Source organism: Bradyrhizobium sp. 604_D8_N2_3 (assembly GCF_051810765.1).
Lineage (GTDB): Bacteria > Pseudomonadota > Alphaproteobacteria > Rhizobiales > Xanthobacteraceae > Bradyrhizobium > Bradyrhizobium barranii.
This window is the reverse complement of record NZ_JBPWPM010000001.1, coordinates 3860600-3876922: the sequence shown is the minus strand read 5'-3', so window position 1 is coordinate 3876922 and position 16323 is coordinate 3860600. Positions and strand designations below refer to the sequence as shown.

Sequence of the window (16323 nt, the reverse complement as noted above, 5' to 3'; positions counted from 1 at the left end):
GGCGACGCGTTTTTGTCGCGTCGAACCGAAGGGGCTTGACTGCCGTGGCCTTTAACACGGAAGCCCCGCTTTCGGAACGCGACAATGGCATGACGGGGCTCTACGAAAGTCGCATGTCCCCAAAAGACCGGCTCAGGCCGCGGCGATAACGCCTTTGAGCTGGTCCCGGACCTGCCCCGCAATGGCGCGATAGATCGCCGCATGAGGGCCGTCCGGCTCGCTGTCGACCACGGGATTTCCGGCATCCGAGGTGGCGCGAATCGCCATGTGCAGGGGGATCTCGCCCAGGAACGGTACCCCGAGCTTCTCGGCCTCGTGGCGCGCGCCGCCATGGCCGAAAATATCCGATTTCGTGCCGCAATGCGGGCACTGGAAGTAGCTCATGTTCTCGACGATGCCGAGCACGGGCACGTTGACCTTCCTGAACATCGCAAGCCCCCGCCTTGCATCGATCAGGGACAGGTCCTGCGGGGTCGAGACGATCACGGCACCCTTGAGCGGCACGTTCTGCGCGAGCGTGAGCTGGGCATCGCCGGTACCGGGCGGCATGTCGACCACGAGTACGTCGAGGCTCCCCCATGCGACGTCGCGCAGCATCTGCGTCACCGCCGACATCACCATCGGACCGCGCCAGATCATCGCGGTCTCTTCCTCCACCAGGAAGCCGATCGACATGATGGCGAGGCCAAAACGCTTGAGCGGAATCATCTTGCGCTCGCCGTCCAGCGCCGGCTTCTCGTGCAGGCCCGTCAACCGCGGCACCGAGGGGCCGTAGATGTCGGCATCGAGCAGCCCGACCCTGAGGCCGAGGTCGCGCAGGCCCAGCGCCAGGTTGAGCGCGGTGGTCGACTTGCCGACGCCCCCCTTGCCCGAGGCAACCGCGATCACGGCAGCGACACCCGGAATCTCGGACTGGCGAGCCATCGGCGATTGGGCGCCGCCCTGCGGCGGTGGCTTGTGGGCGTGGACCGGCTGCACGCCCGGCGTGCCGCGGCTCGGCGTTGGCGGCGGAGGTGGCGCGGCGCCCGGCTTGCGCTCGGCGGTCAGCGCCACCATCACGGTGGTGACGCCGGGAATGGCGCGCACGGCGGCTTCGGCTTCGGCCCGGACGGATTCCCAGGCCCGCGCCTCGGCGGCATCGACGTTGATCGAGAAGAACACCTTGCCGTCGGCCGCGCTGATCGCGCTCAGCACATTGGCATTGGTGAGCGCGACCCCGCGGGGCGACTTGATCCTGGCGAGGCTGTCGAGAACCTGTTGCTGCGTCACGCTCAAAGCGCATCTCCTGAACAGAGCATGATCCGGAAAAGTGTGGAGCGGCTTTCCGATCAGATCACGCTCAAGGCTTGAGGATGCCCCATTAGAGCGGAAACGGCCAAAAGGCTACTGCTTGCCGATATCGTCTGCCATCTCCGCGGGGGCAGCCCCCTGCTCCGCAGCGGCCTCGTAATTGAGCTCGATCATGACCCCGTTGGGGTCGTGGACGAAGATCTGCCAGAGGTCGCCGCCGGGCACCTGGCGGGAGTCGAATTTCATGCCCTTGGACGTCAACCGCTGCTTCATGCCGTCGAAACCGCGGCTGACGAAGGCGACATGGTGGACAACGCCGGAATCCGGCTTTTGTGGCTCCGAGGTCGGGGAAATATCGACGAGGTGCACCACCGGCTTGCCCTCGCTGTACATCCAGGCCCCCGGGAAGGCGAAATCGGGCCGGGCGCCTTTTTCCAGGCCCAGCACGTCCTCATAGAAGCGGACCGTCTCGGCCAGATTCCGGGTCCGGATGTTGAAATGATCGAGGACACCAACGCTCACGCCGCCCATGCTTTCGCTCCCTTTTTTATGTAGGACCTTAAGTCCCGCCATCCTAGCACAGGCGGCTGCCAAACGAAGCCGTTGCCCTCTGGCCTCAAGGGTTTATGGTGCGCTCCTAATCCGCCCTCATAGCGGAACCGGGCGCCCCCTCGCCCGGCAAAAACCGTAAAACCCAAACTACGGACAAGGTACCACACATGGCTAAAGTCGCTTTCCTCGGTCTCGGCGTGATGGGCTTCCCCATGGCCGGACACCTCGTGAAAAAAGGGGGCCATGAGGTCACCGTCTATAACCGCACCGCGGCCAAGGCGAAGGAATGGGCGGACAAGTTCGGCGGCAAGACCGCGGCGACCCCGAAGGCGGCAGCCGAAGGCCAGGACTTCGTGATGTGCTGCGTCGGCAACGACAACGATCTGCGCGCGGTCGCGAACGGCCCCGACGGCGCGTTCGCCGGCATGAAGAAGGGCGCGACCTTCGTCGACCACACCACCGCCTCCGCCGAGGTCGCACGCGAGCTCGACGCTGCCGCCACCAAGGCCGGTTTCAAGTTCATCGACGCTCCCGTTTCCGGCGGCCAGGCCGGCGCCGAGAACGGCGTGCTGACGGTGATGTGCGGCGGCGCGCAGGACGCCTATTCCGGCGCCGAGCCGATCATAACGGGCGCTTATGCGCGGATGTGCAAGCTGCTCGGGCCCGCCGGCTCCGGCCAGTTGACCAAAATGGTCAACCAGATCTGCATCGCCGGTTTGGTGCAGGGCCTCTCCGAGGGTATCCACTTCGCCAAGAAGAGTGGCCTCGACGTCGCCGCCGTGATCGAGACCATCTCCAAGGGCGCAGCGCAGTCCTGGCAGATGGAGAACCGCTACAAGACCATGAACGAGGACAAGTATGATTTCGGCTTCGCGGTCGAATGGATGCGCAAGGACCTCTCGATCTCGCTGGCCGAAGCCCGCCGCAACGGTGCCAATCTGCCGGTGACCGCGCTGGTCGACCAGTTCTACGCCGAGGTCGAGAAGATGGGCGGCAAGCGCTGGGATACGTCGAGCCTGCTCGCGCGCTTGAACCGCTGACACCTGTCGAACTGATCCCGCCTTGCTGATCGCGATCGCCGTCATCTTCGTTCTGGCCTATGCGGCGATCGCGCTCGAACACCCGCTCCGGATCAGCAAGAGTGCCACGGCGCTGATCGGCGCCGGGCTGCTCTGGGCGATCTACGCGGCCACGATCGGCGACCACGCCATGGTCGGCCGGCAGATCGACGAATCCGTCGTTTCCACCGCGCAGATCGTGTTCTTCCTGATCGGCGCGATGACCATCGTCGAGGTGATCGACGCCCACGACGGTTTCGAGGTCATCACCTCCCGCATCAGCACGACGAGTCAGGTCCGCCTGATGTGGCTGATCGGCTTCGTGACCTTCTTCCTCAGCGCGATCCTGGACAATCTGACCACCACCATCGTGATGGTCTCGCTGATCCAGCGGCTGATCGCCAGGCGCGACGACCGCCTGCTGTTCGCCTCCCTCATCGTCATCGCCGCCAATGCCGGCGGCGCCTGGACCGTGATCGGCGACGTCACCACGACCATGCTGTGGATCGGCGGGCAGATCACGCCGCTGAAGATCATGGGTTCGGTGTTCCTCCCCTCGCTGGTCAATCTGCTCGTGCCGCTCGCCTTCATCAGCCTTCTGGTGAAGGGCAAGACCATCGCACCGCCGCCCAAGGACGACGGAGTTCAGCTCGTCGGGTCGTTCGAGCGCAACCTGATGTTCTATCTCGGGCTCGGCGTATTGATCGCCGTGCCCGCCTTCAAGGCGGTCACGCATCTGCCGCCCTTCATGGGCGTGCTGCTCGGGCTCGGCATCGTCTGGCTGGTCGGCGAGGTCGTTCACCGCGACAAGGACGAGCATGTTCGCCGTCCGCTGACGCTCGCGCATGCGCTGACGCGGATCGACATGAGCTCGATCGTGTTCTTCCTCGGCATTCTGCTGGCGGTCGCCTGCCTCGAACATGCGGGCCTCCTGTCGATGCTGGCGCGCTGGCTGGAGGCGACGATTGGCCGCCAGGACGTCATCGTCGTCGTGCTCGGCCTGCTCAGCGCCGTCATCGACAACGTGCCGCTGGTGGCGGCGACCATGGGCATGTACGACCTCGGCCACTACCCGACCGACAGCTTCCTCTGGGAGTTCATCGCCTATTGCGCCGGCACCGGGGGCTCGATCCTGATCATCGGCTCGGCCGCAGGCGTCGCCGCCATGGGGCTCGAGCGGATCGAGTTCCTCTGGTACGCTCGCCGCATCGCCATCCCCGCGCTCGCGGGCTATCTGGCGGGCGCGGTGGTCTACGTCGCCCAGCATGCGGCACTGCACTGACCGGCACTGCGCGCGTTCAAAATTAACGCCGGGTTAACGTAATTCTTTAGCTCCTTAAGTCACCTCTTAAGGATTTCTTGCCAGAGATAGACAATGCAGAAGGCCCGCCTTTGCGCAGGCAGGAATGTTGTTGTTCGATGAGTAAACCCGCTGAAAAGCCAGAGGTCGTACAGCTTCCGGCCGAGCCGGTGAGCGCGCCATCGGCGAGCAGCCGACGGGCTGCGTCGCAGCGGGTACGCGAGGCGCGCGACAAGTTAACGTCGACCAGCGGAACCCGGCCGGCTTTCGACGCCGAGATGCTGCGCCAATATGCCCAGACGCGGCTGTCGGCCTCCTATGTCGTGATGCTGCTGGTGGTCGCTACCGGCGTGCTGTTCGGGCTGTGGATGCAGCCGATCCCGGCCGCGGCCTGGACCGCCGGCATGCTCTGCATCCACGCCGCGATGATCCGCAGCTGCCACCGTTTCCTGGCAGAGGGCTCCTCGCCCGCGGCGACGCGCACATGGCGGACGCACTTCGTCGTGCTCGACCTGCTCTATGGCCTGTGCTGGATGGCGATCCTGATCCATCCCGTGCTCGACATGGTCACGGAAACGCTGATGATGTTCCTGATGCTGCTGGTGATCGCGGTGTCGAGTATGCTGGCCGCCAATCTGCCGATCGCCGCCCTCGCAGCCACGGCGCCGGTCGCGGTCGCAATGGCGCTGAGCTTTGCAATCACCGGCGCGCTCGACAATTACATCCTAGCGGCGCTCGCGCTCGCAGCCGAAGGCTATTTCGTGCTGCTGGCGCACCGCCTGCACTCCTCGACCTTCGCCACGCTCGAGGCACGCGCCGAGAAGGACGCGCTGATCGGCGAGCTCGAACAGGCCAAGGCGATCTCGGACGAAGCGCGCCACCGCGCCGAATCCGCCAACGTCGCAAAATCGCGCTTCCTCGCGCAGATGAGTCACGAGCTGCGCACGCCGCTGAACGCGATCCTCGGCTTCTCCGAGGTGATGAAGAGCGAAATTTTTGGCGCGCACGCGGTGCCGGTCTACAAGGAATATTCCGCCGACATCCATAATTCCGGCGTGCACCTGCTCAACCTCATCAACGAGATCCTCGATCTGTCGCGGATCGAGGCTGGCCGTTACGAGCTCAACGAGGAAGCGGTGTCGCTGGTCGGCATCGTCGCCGACTGCCATCATTTGATGAAGCTGCGCGCCTCGAGCCGCGGCATCACCATCCATGAGGTGTTCGAGCAGGCCATGCCGCGGCTCTGGGCCGACGAGCGGGCGATCCGCCAGGTCGTGCTCAACCTGCTCTCCAACTCGATCAAGTTCACCCCGCAAGGCGGCGAGATCTGGCTCAAGGCCGGCTGGACCGCCTCGGGCGGGCAATATCTCTCGGTGAGGGATTCCGGCTCCGGCATCCCCGAGGACGAGATCCCGATCGTGCTCGCCTCGTTCGGCCAGGGCTCCAACTCGATCAAGTCGGCCGAACAGGGTGCAGGGCTCGGCCTGCCCATCGCCAAGAACCTGATCGACCTGCATGGCGGCACATTCACGCTGAAATCGAAGCTGCGCATCGGCACCGAGGTCATCGTCACCTTCCCGCCGGAGCGCGTGATGAGTGCGCTGGCGCCGATGTCGGACGATTCTCCGCCGCTCCAGCCGGACAGTTCCGCGGTGCCCGACGAGAAGCGCCGGCCGCGCCACAAGCCGATCATGAGCGCAGGTACGGGCTCTTAACGAGATGCTTGCAGACATGCCCGACGATCCCCCACTATGTCCACATGAGCAAAGAAACGCCGTGCGTCGCCGTCTGCATGATCGATCCGAAGACCAGGCTGTGCTTCGGCTGCGGCCGGACCTTGCCGGAGATCGCGCGCTGGCACGCCATGGAGAGCACGGAACGGCTCGCGGTGATGGCGCTGTTGCCGGCACGCATGGCGGACGCGGGTTTGCAGCCGATCGCGGGATCGCCGAAACGCGCCTGACCGCCCTGCGTCGCCTCGGAGGCGCGCAATGATCCGCTTCCTGCTCGTTCTCGTCATGCTCGCCGGCACGGCCGGTGCCGTTGTCGCCTATGGCGATCCCGACCGGATCGCGCGCGCAAGCAACAAGGTCTCGCACATGTTTCGCGCGCAGATCGCCTCCCCGGCCCCGGCCGTGCAGATCCAGCGCGGCCAGGGCGGCGAATTCGCGCTACGTGCGAAGATCAACGGCGTCGCCGCACCGATGGTGATCGATACCGGCGCGACCTCCGTGGTGCTGACCTGGGAAACCGCGAAAGCGATCGGACTGCCTCTCGAGATGCTCGAATACGACGTCGATCTCGAAACCGCGGGTGGCCACACCAAGGCGGCCCGCCTTACGCTCGACCGTCTCTCCGTCGGCCACCTCGTCGAAAAGTCGGTGCCGGCCCTCGTCGTGCCGCGCGGGCAGATGAAGACCAATCTGCTTGGCATGAGCTTCCTCGACCGCCTGGAGAGCTGGGGTGTGCGCGCCGACAAGCTGATGCTCACCGGCTACCCGGAATTGCCGGATCGCCGCGCGCTCCGATAATCCGCTTCGCTGCGCACCCCATGCGCACGATCAAGGCCCAATCAGCCGCGACTGCCTGAGACGCACAACGCGATCGGCGTTTGTCAAATCGCTCCTTGGCCGCTCTGGCGCCAGTCAAACTGACGGAGCCGCTCCATCCAGGCAGCCCCGCTTGATCCAGTCCGCGAGGCCACCTTTGCGCCAGCGCGCTGCGCAACATCGGCGCGGCTGCCGGCCAACCGCCTAACCCCGAGCCCCGCGAACAATCCATCGATGTGGCATTTCCTCTATTTACAAACCGCCTAGTCGGTTTATAACGATCCCATTCCCGGATCGGGGTTGGACAAGGCTGCTCCGTGAGGTGCGGCCAAGTGGGAGATTGAGAATCATGACTGCCAGAGCCGCCTTACGCCGCACGATGCGCGCCCTGCCCTTTGCCGCGGTGTTCGCCGCGAGCAGCGCCTGCGCTGCCGACCTGTCGCCGCGCTACGCCGCGCCCTCCTCCGCCTACACGGCGCCGCAGCCGGTGTATTCGTGGACGGGTCTCTATGCGGGCTTCAACGCCGGCTACGCAGAGAGCGGCGACGACGCGTTCAATAATCTCGTCGGCATCAGTGGCGGCAAGGTCAAGGGCGCCGTCGGCGGCGTGCAGATTGGCTACAACTACCAGCTCTCGCCGATGTTCGTGGTCGGCATCGAGAATGACTTCCAGGGCGGCGACATCAAGAACCACGACGCGCTCAACAGCGCCGCGGTGAGCATCCCCTGGTACATGACCGGCCGCGCCCGCGCCGGCATCGCGACGATGGATTCACGGCTGCTGTTCTTCGGGACCGCGGGTCTTGCCACCGGCGAGTTGAAGGACGGGCCGATCAACAAGATGAAGATGGGTTGGACCGCGGGCGGCGGCGTCGAATGGGCGTTCCTGCCGAAATGGTCGGCCAAGGCCGAATATCTCTACACCGAGTTCAAGCACGACAATCTGCCGGACTGGAACGCCGCCAAATTCCACACCTTCCGCGTCGGCGTGAACTATCATTTCGATCTGCTCCGCTGAGGCGGATCGACGAGGAGCCGGATTTTGCGATCCGGCTCTTCACCCGTTTGGGCTAGGCCGCGGCCTCCGCCGGAGCGCGCGCACCGACACGCGCGATCGCATCGCGCAGCACGTCCACACCGGCGCCCGGCTTCACCCCCTGCTCGGCAAGATGGCGGCGGAAGGCGCGCGCACCGGGCACGGCGTGGAACGCCCCGACGAAATGCCGCGTGATCGCATGCAGCCGCGTGCCCCGCGCGAGCTGCTGCTCGATATAGGGCATCATCGCTTCGAGCGCGTCCTGCATCGTCGCATGCGGCGCCGCTTCGCCGAAGATGTCTTGATCGACGGAGAGCAGCCGCCATGGCTCCTGATAGGCGGCGCGGCCGAGCATCACGCCGTCGACGTGCTCGAGATGCGCTTTCGCCTCGTCGATACCGGGGATGCCGCCGTTGATGATGATGGGCACATCAGGCATCGCGCGCTTGAGGCGATAGACGCGGTCATAGTCGAGCGGCGGGATGTCGCGGTTCTCCTTCGGCGACAGACCGTTGAGCCAGGCCTTGCGGGCATGCACGATCAGCGCATCGCAGCCTGAGGCGACCACTCCGCGCGCAAGCGTATCGAGCGCGACCTCCGGATCCTGATCGTCGATGCCGATGCGGCATTTGACGGTGACGGGAATGGAAACCGCGCCCTTCATCGCGTCGACACATCGCGCCACAAGCTCCGGCTCCGCCATGAGGCAGGCTCCAAAGCGGCCATCCTTCACACGATCCGACGGGCAGCCGACATTGAGGTTGATCTCGTCATAGCCGAACTCTTCGCCGATCCGCGCGGCCTGTGCGAGCTCGCGCGGATCCGACCCGCCAAGCTGAAGCGCCACCGGATGCTCGACCGCGTCGAACCCGAGCAGCCGCTCCCGGTCGCCATGAATGATGGCGCCGGTCGTCAACATCTCCGTATAGAGCAGCGCCCGCCGCGTCAGATGGCGATGGAACACCCGGCAATGCCGATCGGTCCAGTCCATCATCGGAGCCACAGAAAAGCGATAGTGTTGCGATTTCAATGATTTACCTTATGCTTCAACAAGATGAAACATGAACGTGTGCACTCCAAACTAGTCGAAATTGCACACGTTTGTACCCGCTTTGACCTCTTAGTGCACACGTAGCGCACACGATTTGGGGAGTGCACACGACCGTGGCCAGCTTCACTCAGTTGCCGTCCGGGAACTGGCGCGTCCAGGTCCGCCGCAAGAACCGTTACGTGGCAGAGACCTTCCGTCGGCGCAAGGACGGGGAGGAATGGGCACTCGATATGGAGTGCAACATCGATCGTAGCGGATCACCTAAACCCCGCGCTGCCGTCAGAGCGAAGACGTTCGGCGACATCATCGATCTGCACATCGAAGACATGCTGGAGGTTGGTCGCCCTCCCCGCAAATCGAAGGCAGCCGTCTTGGAGGCGTTGAAGGAGGACCTCGGATCAACGAAGCTTCCCAGGCTCAACCGCGAACGGTTGATTGAATATGGCCGAAAGCGAGCGAAGGAAGGTGCGGGACCAGCGACCCTTGCGATCGACATATCGTTCATCAGAACCGTCGCTACACACGCAGCCGCTGTTCACGGGGTCGAGGTTTCTGCCGAAGAGGTTCGCCTGGCACGCGTGGCGTTGAAGTATTTAGGTCTCGTTGGAAAGTCCGATGAGCGAGACCGGCGACCAACTCAGGATGAGCTTGACGAGCTCATTGAATACTTCGAATCCAATAATCGGCAAGCCATCCCAATGGGCCGCATCGTCCGATACGCGGTCGCAACGACCATGAGGCAGGAGGAGATTTGCCGGCCCGACTGGCCGGACGTCGACATGAAGAAGCGGATCATATTGATACGAGACCGCAAAGATCCGAGGGAAGAGGATGGCAACGACCAACAAGTGCCACTCCTGAACCTCACAGGCTATGACGCCTGGGAGCTCCTGCTCCAGCAGCGGATCATCACCAGGGGTCTGGGTCGAGTATTCCCGTACAATCACCGTTCAGTGAGCGCGGCATTCACGCGCGCTTGCGACAAGCTGAAGATCGAAGATCTCCATTTCCATGACCTGCGGCACGAAGGCACTAGCCGCCTCTTCGAAGCAGGATTGACGATCGAGAAAGTAGCGCTTGTAACCGGTCATAAAGATTGGCGTACGCTACGGCGATACACAAAGCTAAAACCCGAAGAGCTTCATAAGCTGCAAACCGTGCCTCAGCCGTCACTGGAAGAATTCATGGAAGCGCTTGACGCAGGGACGTCGCATAGCTTCCCTAGCGCCCGTTGTGATTGAAGAACCTTCGATGGCGACTTTCCATCTGGGCAAACCAAACACTATTTTTTGTCGCCTCGCGTTGACACGTCACATACTCATTGATGCGAGTATCGCAACGGTATTCGCTTGTCCGACCGATAAGTTTTCCGACCAAAGCTTATCAGTCAACTAACCGAGCCCCACTCTTTGGGCCTTTACTCTCAATCGATGTCACCTTTGGCACTGGCACCGGACATTGCGCGCGGCCGTGATCGCGACGCATTTTCGATTCCGCGACGCCGTCGCCTCTAAATGTCTCACGACGATCATTTCGCACATTGCCACTCGCTTTATACGAGTATCACGTTTTAATCTACGCGTTACTACCTCCGGTTAGTAAGAACTGCTGACCAGAGTTCATGCGTTCGTTGATCCCTTTTGGCAATCACCTGCCCGCGATATCGTCGCGACATGACGAACAGGTCCATCGCAGCGAAAATCTTAACGTCTCGGATTGCGGAACCCGGGCCTACAAACATAAGCGGAGCGGATTAATTTCATCACTGACTGCGTCGGGTGCTCCGTCTCGGGCCGCATTATGCGCCTGTTGGACGCGCGCCAGGCCCTGATAGATCAACTGCCTGATCTTCAGCTCGCGTTCGTGAGCTTGCCTGGCGGCGGCGCGAGCAGTGTCCGCGTGGCGCTCGGTTCCGAAATAGTAGCCGGTCACGGTCCCCAGGAGTCCGAGAGCCAGAGAAAGGATTTCTTTCTGACGATCAAAGGTATCCGCCGTTGTCTTGGCCCCACAATAAACATCCCAGAGGAGAAGTAGAGCGAGGCCCACGATTAGCAGACTGATCACTGTCGTGACGAGTTCGCGAAGAATCTCGCTCCAGTTCTGGCACCTACAAGTACGGACAATCCCGTTCGGGGCTGGCACGGCATCATTCGATGCATTTGGCGGGACCGACATAGTTCCTCCTTGTCGCAAGATGAACGCGGCGGGGTTAGTTCACTTCATCGGACATTTGCGCTGCCCGATCGAACCGTTGAATCATACCATCCGCAATACCCGTATCGGTTGCATATCCACTAATCTACCCGAGTGAGGCGGCGTGTGCGTGTTGCTCGAGACGAGGTTCACACGCAGCTGCATTCACACGTGTTGCTGCTGTTGCCCCAGGGAAAAGGAGACTGGCCGGCGAAGTGTCGAGGCTCACTTCTTCATTTGTGATGGAGCCATTCTCGGAATTGGAGTATAGTCGAACGATTTCGCCGACTGCGAGAATTCAAGATAATTGCAGGAACGGCAGCGCTCCTCACAAAATCATGCTGCAGTTCGGACGATTGCGAACTCAGCTGCGGTAGGAAGAAGCGCGTCAGCTGACTACGAGCTAACTCCGCGAACGTCGGGGGCGTGGTTGTGACGCTGTCGATTTGGTTCAAGAGTTTTTCTGGGGAAGCCGCGGTGGCCACAGCGGTCACCAAAAGGCTCGCGCATTTTGGATTGACCGTTCGATCGGACGAATCCTTTTTTCATGACGGCGACTGTTGCCTTGCGGCTGTTTCAGCCGTTGATGCGACCGTGATCGCCGATCTCGAGAAGCTGTCGCGCTCATTCCATGTCGTGGTGCTGTCCGTTCCAAAATCGTTACCTCGGGAGTCGCGATGGCAGCTGCTCCACGCAGGTGTAGCCGACGTCCTTGACTGGACCGATGACCGTATCTTCGCTGAACAGATCGTGGCTCGTGTTCATCGTCACCTGGAAATCGAGCGGCTCGCCAATGACGACTCTATCCGCAATCTACTGGTTGGGGACTCTCCGGCCTGGCGCGAACTGGTGCGAAGGCTAGTGGAAATCGCCAGCTTTTCCGGCGGCACTTTGTTGGTCGTTGGTGAAACCGGAACCGGGAAAGAGCAGATCGCGAGGGCCCTTCACCTCCTCGACAGGCGCGACCATAAGCCCGACCTTGTCATCGTCGATTGCACGACCTTGTCGCCGGAATTGTCGGGCAGCGAGTTGTTTGGTCACGAACGCGGTGCCTTTACCGGGGCGGTTGCCGCGCGCGACGGCGCCTTCGCGCTCGCAGACGGCGGCACATTACTGCTCGATGAGATCGGTGAATTGCCGATGCCGCTGCAGGCTCAGCTGTTGCGTGTCATTCAGGAGCACACCTACAAGCGCGTCGGCGGCAACGTGTGGCACAATACCGAGTTCCGTCTGATATGCGCGACCAACCGAGATCTCGAGCAATGCGTGAGGAATGCTACATTTCGCGCGGATCTTTATTATCGCCTGGCGGACTGGATTTTGCGGCCACCGCCGCTGCGCGAGCGGCGCGAGGATATTCCGTTGCTGGTCCGACACTTTCTCGAGCACGCAGCGAATGGCGGCTCCAAAGTCGAGGTCGACCCGTCGCTTGCCGATTTTCTCCTTTGCCGCGACTACCCGGGCAACGTACGGGACCTCAAGCGGATCGTGATGCGCCTTCACGCGCGTCACGTGGGACCAGGACCAATCACAATTGGTGCGCTGCCGGCCGACGACCGACCCGATGGCGCCACACTTATCGAACCGTGGGCGGAGCCCGGACTTCTGCTGGCTCTCCAGCGTGCGCTGGACCAGGGCATCGCCCTCAAAGAAATCGGCCGGGCCGTCACCAATGTTGCGATACGCATGTCGCTCGCACAGGAGAATGGCAATCTCCAGCGCGCGGCGAAACGCCTGGGCGTAACGGACCGCGCATTGCAGATGCGACGCGCGAGCCATGGCGGCCTTACCTCGGATTTAGCCACCCGCTACGACAACGTCGTTCAGCGCTCCGGCGGGGGATGAGCCAGACGTGCTTCTGTGCGTTGATAGCGGAGCACTCGAATCAAGTTGCCTCCGAGAATCGCGGCCTGGTCGCCGGGGTTCAGATTGAGGGCATAGATTTTCGCAATCTCCACTGCCGGGTGCAGCCAGGGCCCATCGGTGCCGAACAGAACCTTGCGGGCACCTGCCCGCCTCACGGCTTGCTCAAGGATATCAAAGCGGCGCACGCCTGCGGTGTCCGTGAAGATATTCGGGTGGCGTACCAGATGATCGACGAACGCGGTCTGTGCGTGCCAGTCGTCCGCGAAGCTTCCGAGGTGCGGGATGATAAAGGCAACATCGGGATATTCCTCGGCCAGCATTTCCGCCACGGACACCTCGCCCATCACATCATAGAGGATTGGCAGGCGATAGCGACGCGCGGCTTCGCAAATTTCGCGCGTGATCCGGCCGTCGTGTCGGTGGACCTTGATGCCTACGAGCCCGAGATCGGTGACGGCCTCGCGGACCATGGCATCGACGCGCCCCTTGTCGGCGAGCGGATGAAGAAAGGCGAAGCCGAGAAGCCGTTGGGGATTGCGAGCAACGATTCGGGCGACCTCTCGGTTGGCACGAAGATAGCCCTCCGAGAACGCGGCAAATATGACGGTCCGATCGATACCCGCGGCGCGCGCGCGCTTGAGATATTCGTCGAGCGGGGCGGCCGTGTCGGCCGGTTGGGTGAGCCCATCGCCTTTTCCGGCGTGACAATGGCAGTCGATGATCATGGCGCGCCCCGTCTTTCACCCTCGGATCCTTCTGACCGCTCGCGGGCTCCGGCGGCTCCGCTCAGACGCCATCGAGCACAATCGTGTTGCCGCGGCGCCACCAGCGGCCGCTTCCTGTTGAGGCAGGAAGCAATGTCTGTTCGCTTAGCGTGGGAAGTGTTGCACTTGGAATGTTGCGACGAACCGCCGACGCCAGGGCCGCCCGCGCGGCCACTTCCGGCGACGCGGCTCCGAGCGTCTGGGTTAGATTCAGGATTGCGCTACTGAGGACGCGGACAATTCGGCGCGCCTTCTCGATGTTGGCTTGTGCGGGATCCATACCCGTGTATTCCAGTTCGAGCGCGTCGGCGGCCGCGCGGCCAAGCGCTCCCCCGATCATGGTGCCGACTCCGGGGATCGGAATGAACGAGCCGAGAGCTCTTCCGGCAATCGGAAGGGCAACCTTGGCCAGTGACCTCAGCGCTGGCAACGCGATCCTGCCGACCGACTTGAGGCCGCGGCCGATGCTCTTTGCGAGGTTGCCGAGGAACTGCTCCATCTCATATTCGTTGTTGACGGAGAGCAGCTCCATGGCGAGCTCCAGCTCCTCCTGTTCGGACATTTCACCGCTCTCGAACGATTCGTATTCGAGCTCGAACTCGCCTGTCCTTCCAGACATGCAGTTTGGACATGTGCAACTTACCGGATGCATGGTCGCCTCCATCGTTGGATACAGGTCGTCAGTTTCTGCAATTGTCTCGACGCGATTTGCACTGTCGCCGGAGCAAGCCGTCAGAGCCTGCTCAATTGGATAAACTCCAGTTCGGTGGTCCTGTTCAGCCGAAGGCTGTTGTTCTTGTGGTACCTATTGATCGCAGCCTCGATGCTGCGAATCTGCTCGCTGGTCTTGCCCGGCATTCGGCAGAGTACGAGCCGATGGTTTTTGGTCTCCATGCCGAAATGCGAGAGGCACCACAGGTGCTGGATGATGCGTCGACGAAGATCGGTCGCCATACCGGTGTAGAACCGTCCATCGGCGGCAAAGAAGCGATAGAGCCCAGGGACCGGTGGTCGTCCAAGTGCCTTGAGGACAAACCGGATGGGCAGCGCTTTGCTCCGCGACAGTGCGGCATCCACCGCTAGAACATCGTCGCCCGATCCGGTCTCCCGTTCGAACTCGGGTTGTTCGCTTTCGGAGCCGGCTCCTACGCGCCGCAGGGCCGCTTCGGTGTCCGGACCGATATAGCCGCTCGCGGGCAGCTGGTTGTTGCGCTGAAACTCTCGGATCGCATCGCGCACGGCCGGGGACATGGCGCCATCCATCGGGAGGGTCCCGCCAATCGCGCGATTGAGCGTAGCTTGCAGCCAGCGGACATATTCCGGCGATCCGGCCGATGGCGGCGGCTCGGGCTCCGCCTGCGGTTCTGCGGCGCTGTCGGGCGCCGCTCCTCCCCATCCGCCGTAAATCGATGGGGTGCGTAGAATGCGTCGCTTTCGGAATGACGGCCACGGCTTGGAAACTGGACGTCGCGACATGCTCCGCACGCCGCGAGCGGATCGCGCCCCGGCCTCAAGCTCGTGCCGGAAGGGTTCGACCTCGAACATTTCGGCTGTCATACTCATGCGGCCTCCACTCTCTGATGATAAGCCCGCGAGGCTGCGTCCATGGCACGGGCAAGCCCCGCCGCGGCGCGGGAAATGTTGGCAGTCGTGTGGCGCGCTGTGATCAACAAGGTAAGACTCGGCAGGCCGCCCAGGCACGATCTGGTCACGAGCCCGTAGATGCAGCCTTCGTCCAGGGACGCGAGCACCGCTTTGGCCACGCGAAGGGACGGCATCGCGATTGCCTGCACGGGAATCGGTAGCTCGCTGCGCGACTGCAGGCCCAGTTTCTCCAGCTCCTTCCGCAATTGCTCCACGAGACGCACGACGCGCGCGCGCCGCCCCTCCCCCTGCGCTCGATTGATGGTGACCGCGTTTTGCCCCGCTGCGACATCCGCTGCCGACGCCGCGCTTGTATGGATGCGTGTCTGCCCTTCGCGCGCAAGCTGCTTCATGATTGTCGACGCGCCGCTCACGATCGCGAACGGTGCGCCGAACGCCTTGGCGAGCGATGCTCCCACGATCGTGGCCTGAGAGCGAAGGCCATACCACGCGAGTGTTCCGCCACCGCCGATGCCGAGCGGCGCTATCGGCGAAGGCTCGCGTCCGAGCACGCCAATTGCCTGGGTGTCATCGATCACGAGACGCCCGCCGGCGTCGGCGGCAAGACGCGCAAGCGCGGGCAGTTGCGCCGGCCGGCCGCAGGACGGGCAGAGGCCGTCGACCACGATCAGCGGCCGTTGCCCCGCGCGTCGCGCCTGTCGCACGCGCCGTTCCAGCGCAATCAGATCACGATGTGGGAAAGTCTCGATCGGAATTCCATTGACTGCCGCGCCATCCGCGCCCCAGCGCGCGATCGGATAAGATGCCCCGTCGAACAAGATCAGCGTGCCCTTTGGGGCTGCGACCTGGAACAAATCCCGAAACAGATGCAACGTCGATGGATACAGAAGGCCGGCTTCACCGCCGATGAGCCGCGTCAATTCCTGCGCCAACGCTCGGCCACCAGCCGACTCTGCGAGCGCGGCTGGACGACCAAGGGTCAATGCTTCCCAGGGCGGGAGCGAGGCGCTCGGATGGGCGAATCCGAGATACAGCGCCGAGGTGAAGTCCGGCATGGCA

16 protein-coding genes are annotated in these 16323 nt (G+C 62.9%); 8 read left to right on the top strand and 8 right to left on the bottom strand.

Annotated elements, in window-relative coordinates; translation table 11 throughout:
* Nucleotides 1-132 precede the first annotated feature (132 nt).
* On the bottom strand, nucleotides 133-1275 hold the full coding sequence (locus AB7245_RS18195; protein ID WP_071915181.1) for an Mrp/NBP35 family ATP-binding protein: 1143 nt from the start codon (nucleotides 1273-1275) through the stop codon (nucleotides 133-135).
* A gap of 108 nt (nucleotides 1276-1383) precedes the next feature.
* Nucleotides 1384-1821 (bottom strand): VOC family protein, encoded by a 438-nt coding sequence (locus AB7245_RS18190; RefSeq protein WP_071915182.1) that lies wholly within the window; start codon nucleotides 1819-1821, stop codon nucleotides 1384-1386.
* A gap of 188 nt (nucleotides 1822-2009) precedes the next feature.
* Here AB7245_RS18190 and AB7245_RS18185 point away from each other — a divergent pair, with 188 nt between their 5' ends.
* The 6 genes from AB7245_RS18185 (at nucleotide 2010) to AB7245_RS18160 (ending at nucleotide 7767) form a co-directional block, all read left to right on the top strand.
* Entirely contained in the window at nucleotides 2010-2882 is an 873-nt protein-coding gene (locus AB7245_RS18185) for an NAD(P)-dependent oxidoreductase (RefSeq protein WP_439034546.1), read from the top strand.
* A gap of 22 nt (nucleotides 2883-2904) precedes the next feature.
* The gene (nhaD, locus tag AB7245_RS18180) at nucleotides 2905-4182 is read left to right on the top strand and encodes a sodium:proton antiporter NhaD (RefSeq protein ID WP_071915184.1); all 1278 of its coding nucleotides are present in this window, start codon (nucleotides 2905-2907) and stop codon (nucleotides 4180-4182) included.
* A gap of 137 nt (nucleotides 4183-4319) precedes the next feature.
* Complete coding sequence (locus AB7245_RS18175) at nucleotides 4320-5915, top strand: sensor histidine kinase (protein ID WP_439034545.1); 1596 nt, start codon at nucleotides 4320-4322, stop codon at nucleotides 5913-5915.
* Between the two features lie 44 nt (nucleotides 5916-5959).
* Nucleotides 5960-6163 (top strand): DUF1289 domain-containing protein, encoded by a 204-nt coding sequence (locus tag AB7245_RS18170; RefSeq protein ID WP_028146760.1) that lies wholly within the window; start codon nucleotides 5960-5962, stop codon nucleotides 6161-6163.
* Between the two features lie 28 nt (nucleotides 6164-6191).
* Nucleotides 6192-6731, top strand: coding sequence for a TIGR02281 family clan AA aspartic protease (locus AB7245_RS18165; RefSeq protein ID WP_063984038.1), 540 nt, complete (start codon nucleotides 6192-6194; stop codon nucleotides 6729-6731).
* A 367-nt stretch (nucleotides 6732-7098) separates the two neighbouring features.
* Nucleotides 7099-7767: an outer membrane protein gene (locus AB7245_RS18160; RefSeq protein WP_439034544.1), complete on the top strand. Its 669-nt coding sequence runs from the start codon at nucleotides 7099-7101 to the stop codon at nucleotides 7765-7767.
* Nucleotides 7768-7819: 52 nt separating this feature from the next.
* On the opposite strand, the gene dusA is transcribed toward AB7245_RS18160, so the two are convergent.
* The gene (gene dusA / locus AB7245_RS18155) at nucleotides 7820-8815 is read right to left on the bottom strand and encodes a tRNA dihydrouridine(20/20a) synthase DusA (RefSeq protein WP_439034543.1); all 996 of its coding nucleotides are present in this window, start codon (nucleotides 8813-8815) and stop codon (nucleotides 7820-7822) included.
* A gap of 134 nt (nucleotides 8816-8949) precedes the next feature.
* Between dusA and AB7245_RS18150 the strand changes: the two genes are divergently transcribed.
* Entirely contained in the window at nucleotides 8950-10077 is a 1128-nt protein-coding gene (locus tag AB7245_RS18150) for a site-specific integrase (protein WP_354248190.1), read from the top strand.
* A 490-nt stretch (nucleotides 10078-10567) separates the two neighbouring features.
* On the opposite strand, the gene AB7245_RS18145 is transcribed toward AB7245_RS18150, so the two are convergent.
* Nucleotides 10568-11011, bottom strand: coding sequence for a hypothetical protein (locus AB7245_RS18145; protein WP_354248188.1), 444 nt, complete (start codon nucleotides 11009-11011; stop codon nucleotides 10568-10570).
* A 450-nt stretch (nucleotides 11012-11461) separates the two neighbouring features.
* On the opposite strand from AB7245_RS18145, the gene AB7245_RS18140 reads away from it, so the two are divergent.
* Nucleotides 11462-12874, top strand: a complete 1413-nt coding sequence (locus tag AB7245_RS18140) for a sigma-54-dependent transcriptional regulator (protein WP_354248186.1) — start codon at nucleotides 11462-11464, stop codon at nucleotides 12872-12874.
* On the opposite strand, the gene AB7245_RS18135 is transcribed toward AB7245_RS18140, so the two are convergent.
* From AB7245_RS18135 to AB7245_RS18120, 4 genes are all read right to left on the bottom strand, one after another.
* Nucleotides 12853-13620 (bottom strand): amidohydrolase family protein, encoded by a 768-nt coding sequence (locus AB7245_RS18135; RefSeq protein WP_439034542.1) that lies wholly within the window; start codon nucleotides 13618-13620, stop codon nucleotides 12853-12855. The genes AB7245_RS18140 and AB7245_RS18135 overlap by 22 nt on opposite strands.
* 61 nt (nucleotides 13621-13681) lie before the next feature.
* The gene (locus AB7245_RS18130) at nucleotides 13682-14191 is read right to left on the bottom strand and encodes a hypothetical protein (RefSeq protein ID WP_439034541.1); all 510 of its coding nucleotides are present in this window, start codon (nucleotides 14189-14191) and stop codon (nucleotides 13682-13684) included.
* Between the two features lie 200 nt (nucleotides 14192-14391).
* Nucleotides 14392-15222: a peptidoglycan-binding protein gene (locus tag AB7245_RS18125; RefSeq protein ID WP_439034540.1), complete on the bottom strand. Its 831-nt coding sequence runs from the start codon at nucleotides 15220-15222 to the stop codon at nucleotides 14392-14394.
* On the bottom strand, nucleotides 15219-16319 hold the full coding sequence (locus tag AB7245_RS18120; protein ID WP_049826461.1) for an aminotransferase class I/II-fold pyridoxal phosphate-dependent enzyme: 1101 nt from the start codon (nucleotides 16317-16319) through the stop codon (nucleotides 15219-15221). Before AB7245_RS18120 ends, AB7245_RS18125 begins: the two co-directional genes overlap by 4 nt.
* Nucleotides 16320-16323: the final 4 nt, after the last annotated feature.

What these genes read in the sequence shown, in the direction of transcription:
- AB7245_RS18190 (WP_071915182.1), bottom strand. Translation starts at nt 1,821, where the DNA reads ATGGGCGGCGTGAGCGTTGGTGTCCTCGATCATTTCAACATCCGGACC.
- AB7245_RS18185 (WP_439034546.1), top strand. Translation starts at nt 2,010, where the DNA reads ATGGCTAAAGTCGCTTTCCTCGGTCTCGGCGTGATGGGCTTCCCCATG.
- AB7245_RS18175 (WP_439034545.1), top strand. Translation starts at nt 4,320, where the DNA reads ATGAGTAAACCCGCTGAAAAGCCAGAGGTCGTACAGCTTCCGGCCGAG.
- AB7245_RS18170 (WP_028146760.1), top strand. Translation starts at nt 5,960, where the DNA reads ATGAGCAAAGAAACGCCGTGCGTCGCCGTCTGCATGATCGATCCGAAG.
- AB7245_RS18165 (WP_063984038.1), top strand. Translation starts at nt 6,192, where the DNA reads ATGATCCGCTTCCTGCTCGTTCTCGTCATGCTCGCCGGCACGGCCGGT.
- AB7245_RS18160 (WP_439034544.1), top strand. Translation starts at nt 7,099, where the DNA reads ATGACTGCCAGAGCCGCCTTACGCCGCACGATGCGCGCCCTGCCCTTT.
- AB7245_RS18145 (WP_354248188.1), bottom strand. Translation starts at nt 11,011, where the DNA reads ATGTCGGTCCCGCCAAATGCATCGAATGATGCCGTGCCAGCCCCGAAC.
- AB7245_RS18135 (WP_439034542.1), bottom strand. Translation starts at nt 13,620, where the DNA reads ATGATCATCGACTGCCATTGTCACGCCGGAAAAGGCGATGGGCTCACC.
- AB7245_RS18130 (WP_439034541.1), bottom strand. Translation starts at nt 14,191, where the DNA reads ATGGAGCTGCTCTCCGTCAACAACGAATATGAGATGGAGCAGTTCCTC.
- AB7245_RS18125 (WP_439034540.1), bottom strand. Translation starts at nt 15,222, where the DNA reads ATGAGTATGACAGCCGAAATGTTCGAGGTCGAACCCTTCCGGCACGAG.
- AB7245_RS18120 (WP_049826461.1), bottom strand. Translation starts at nt 16,319, where the DNA reads ATGCCGGACTTCACCTCGGCGCTGTATCTCGGATTCGCCCATCCGAGC.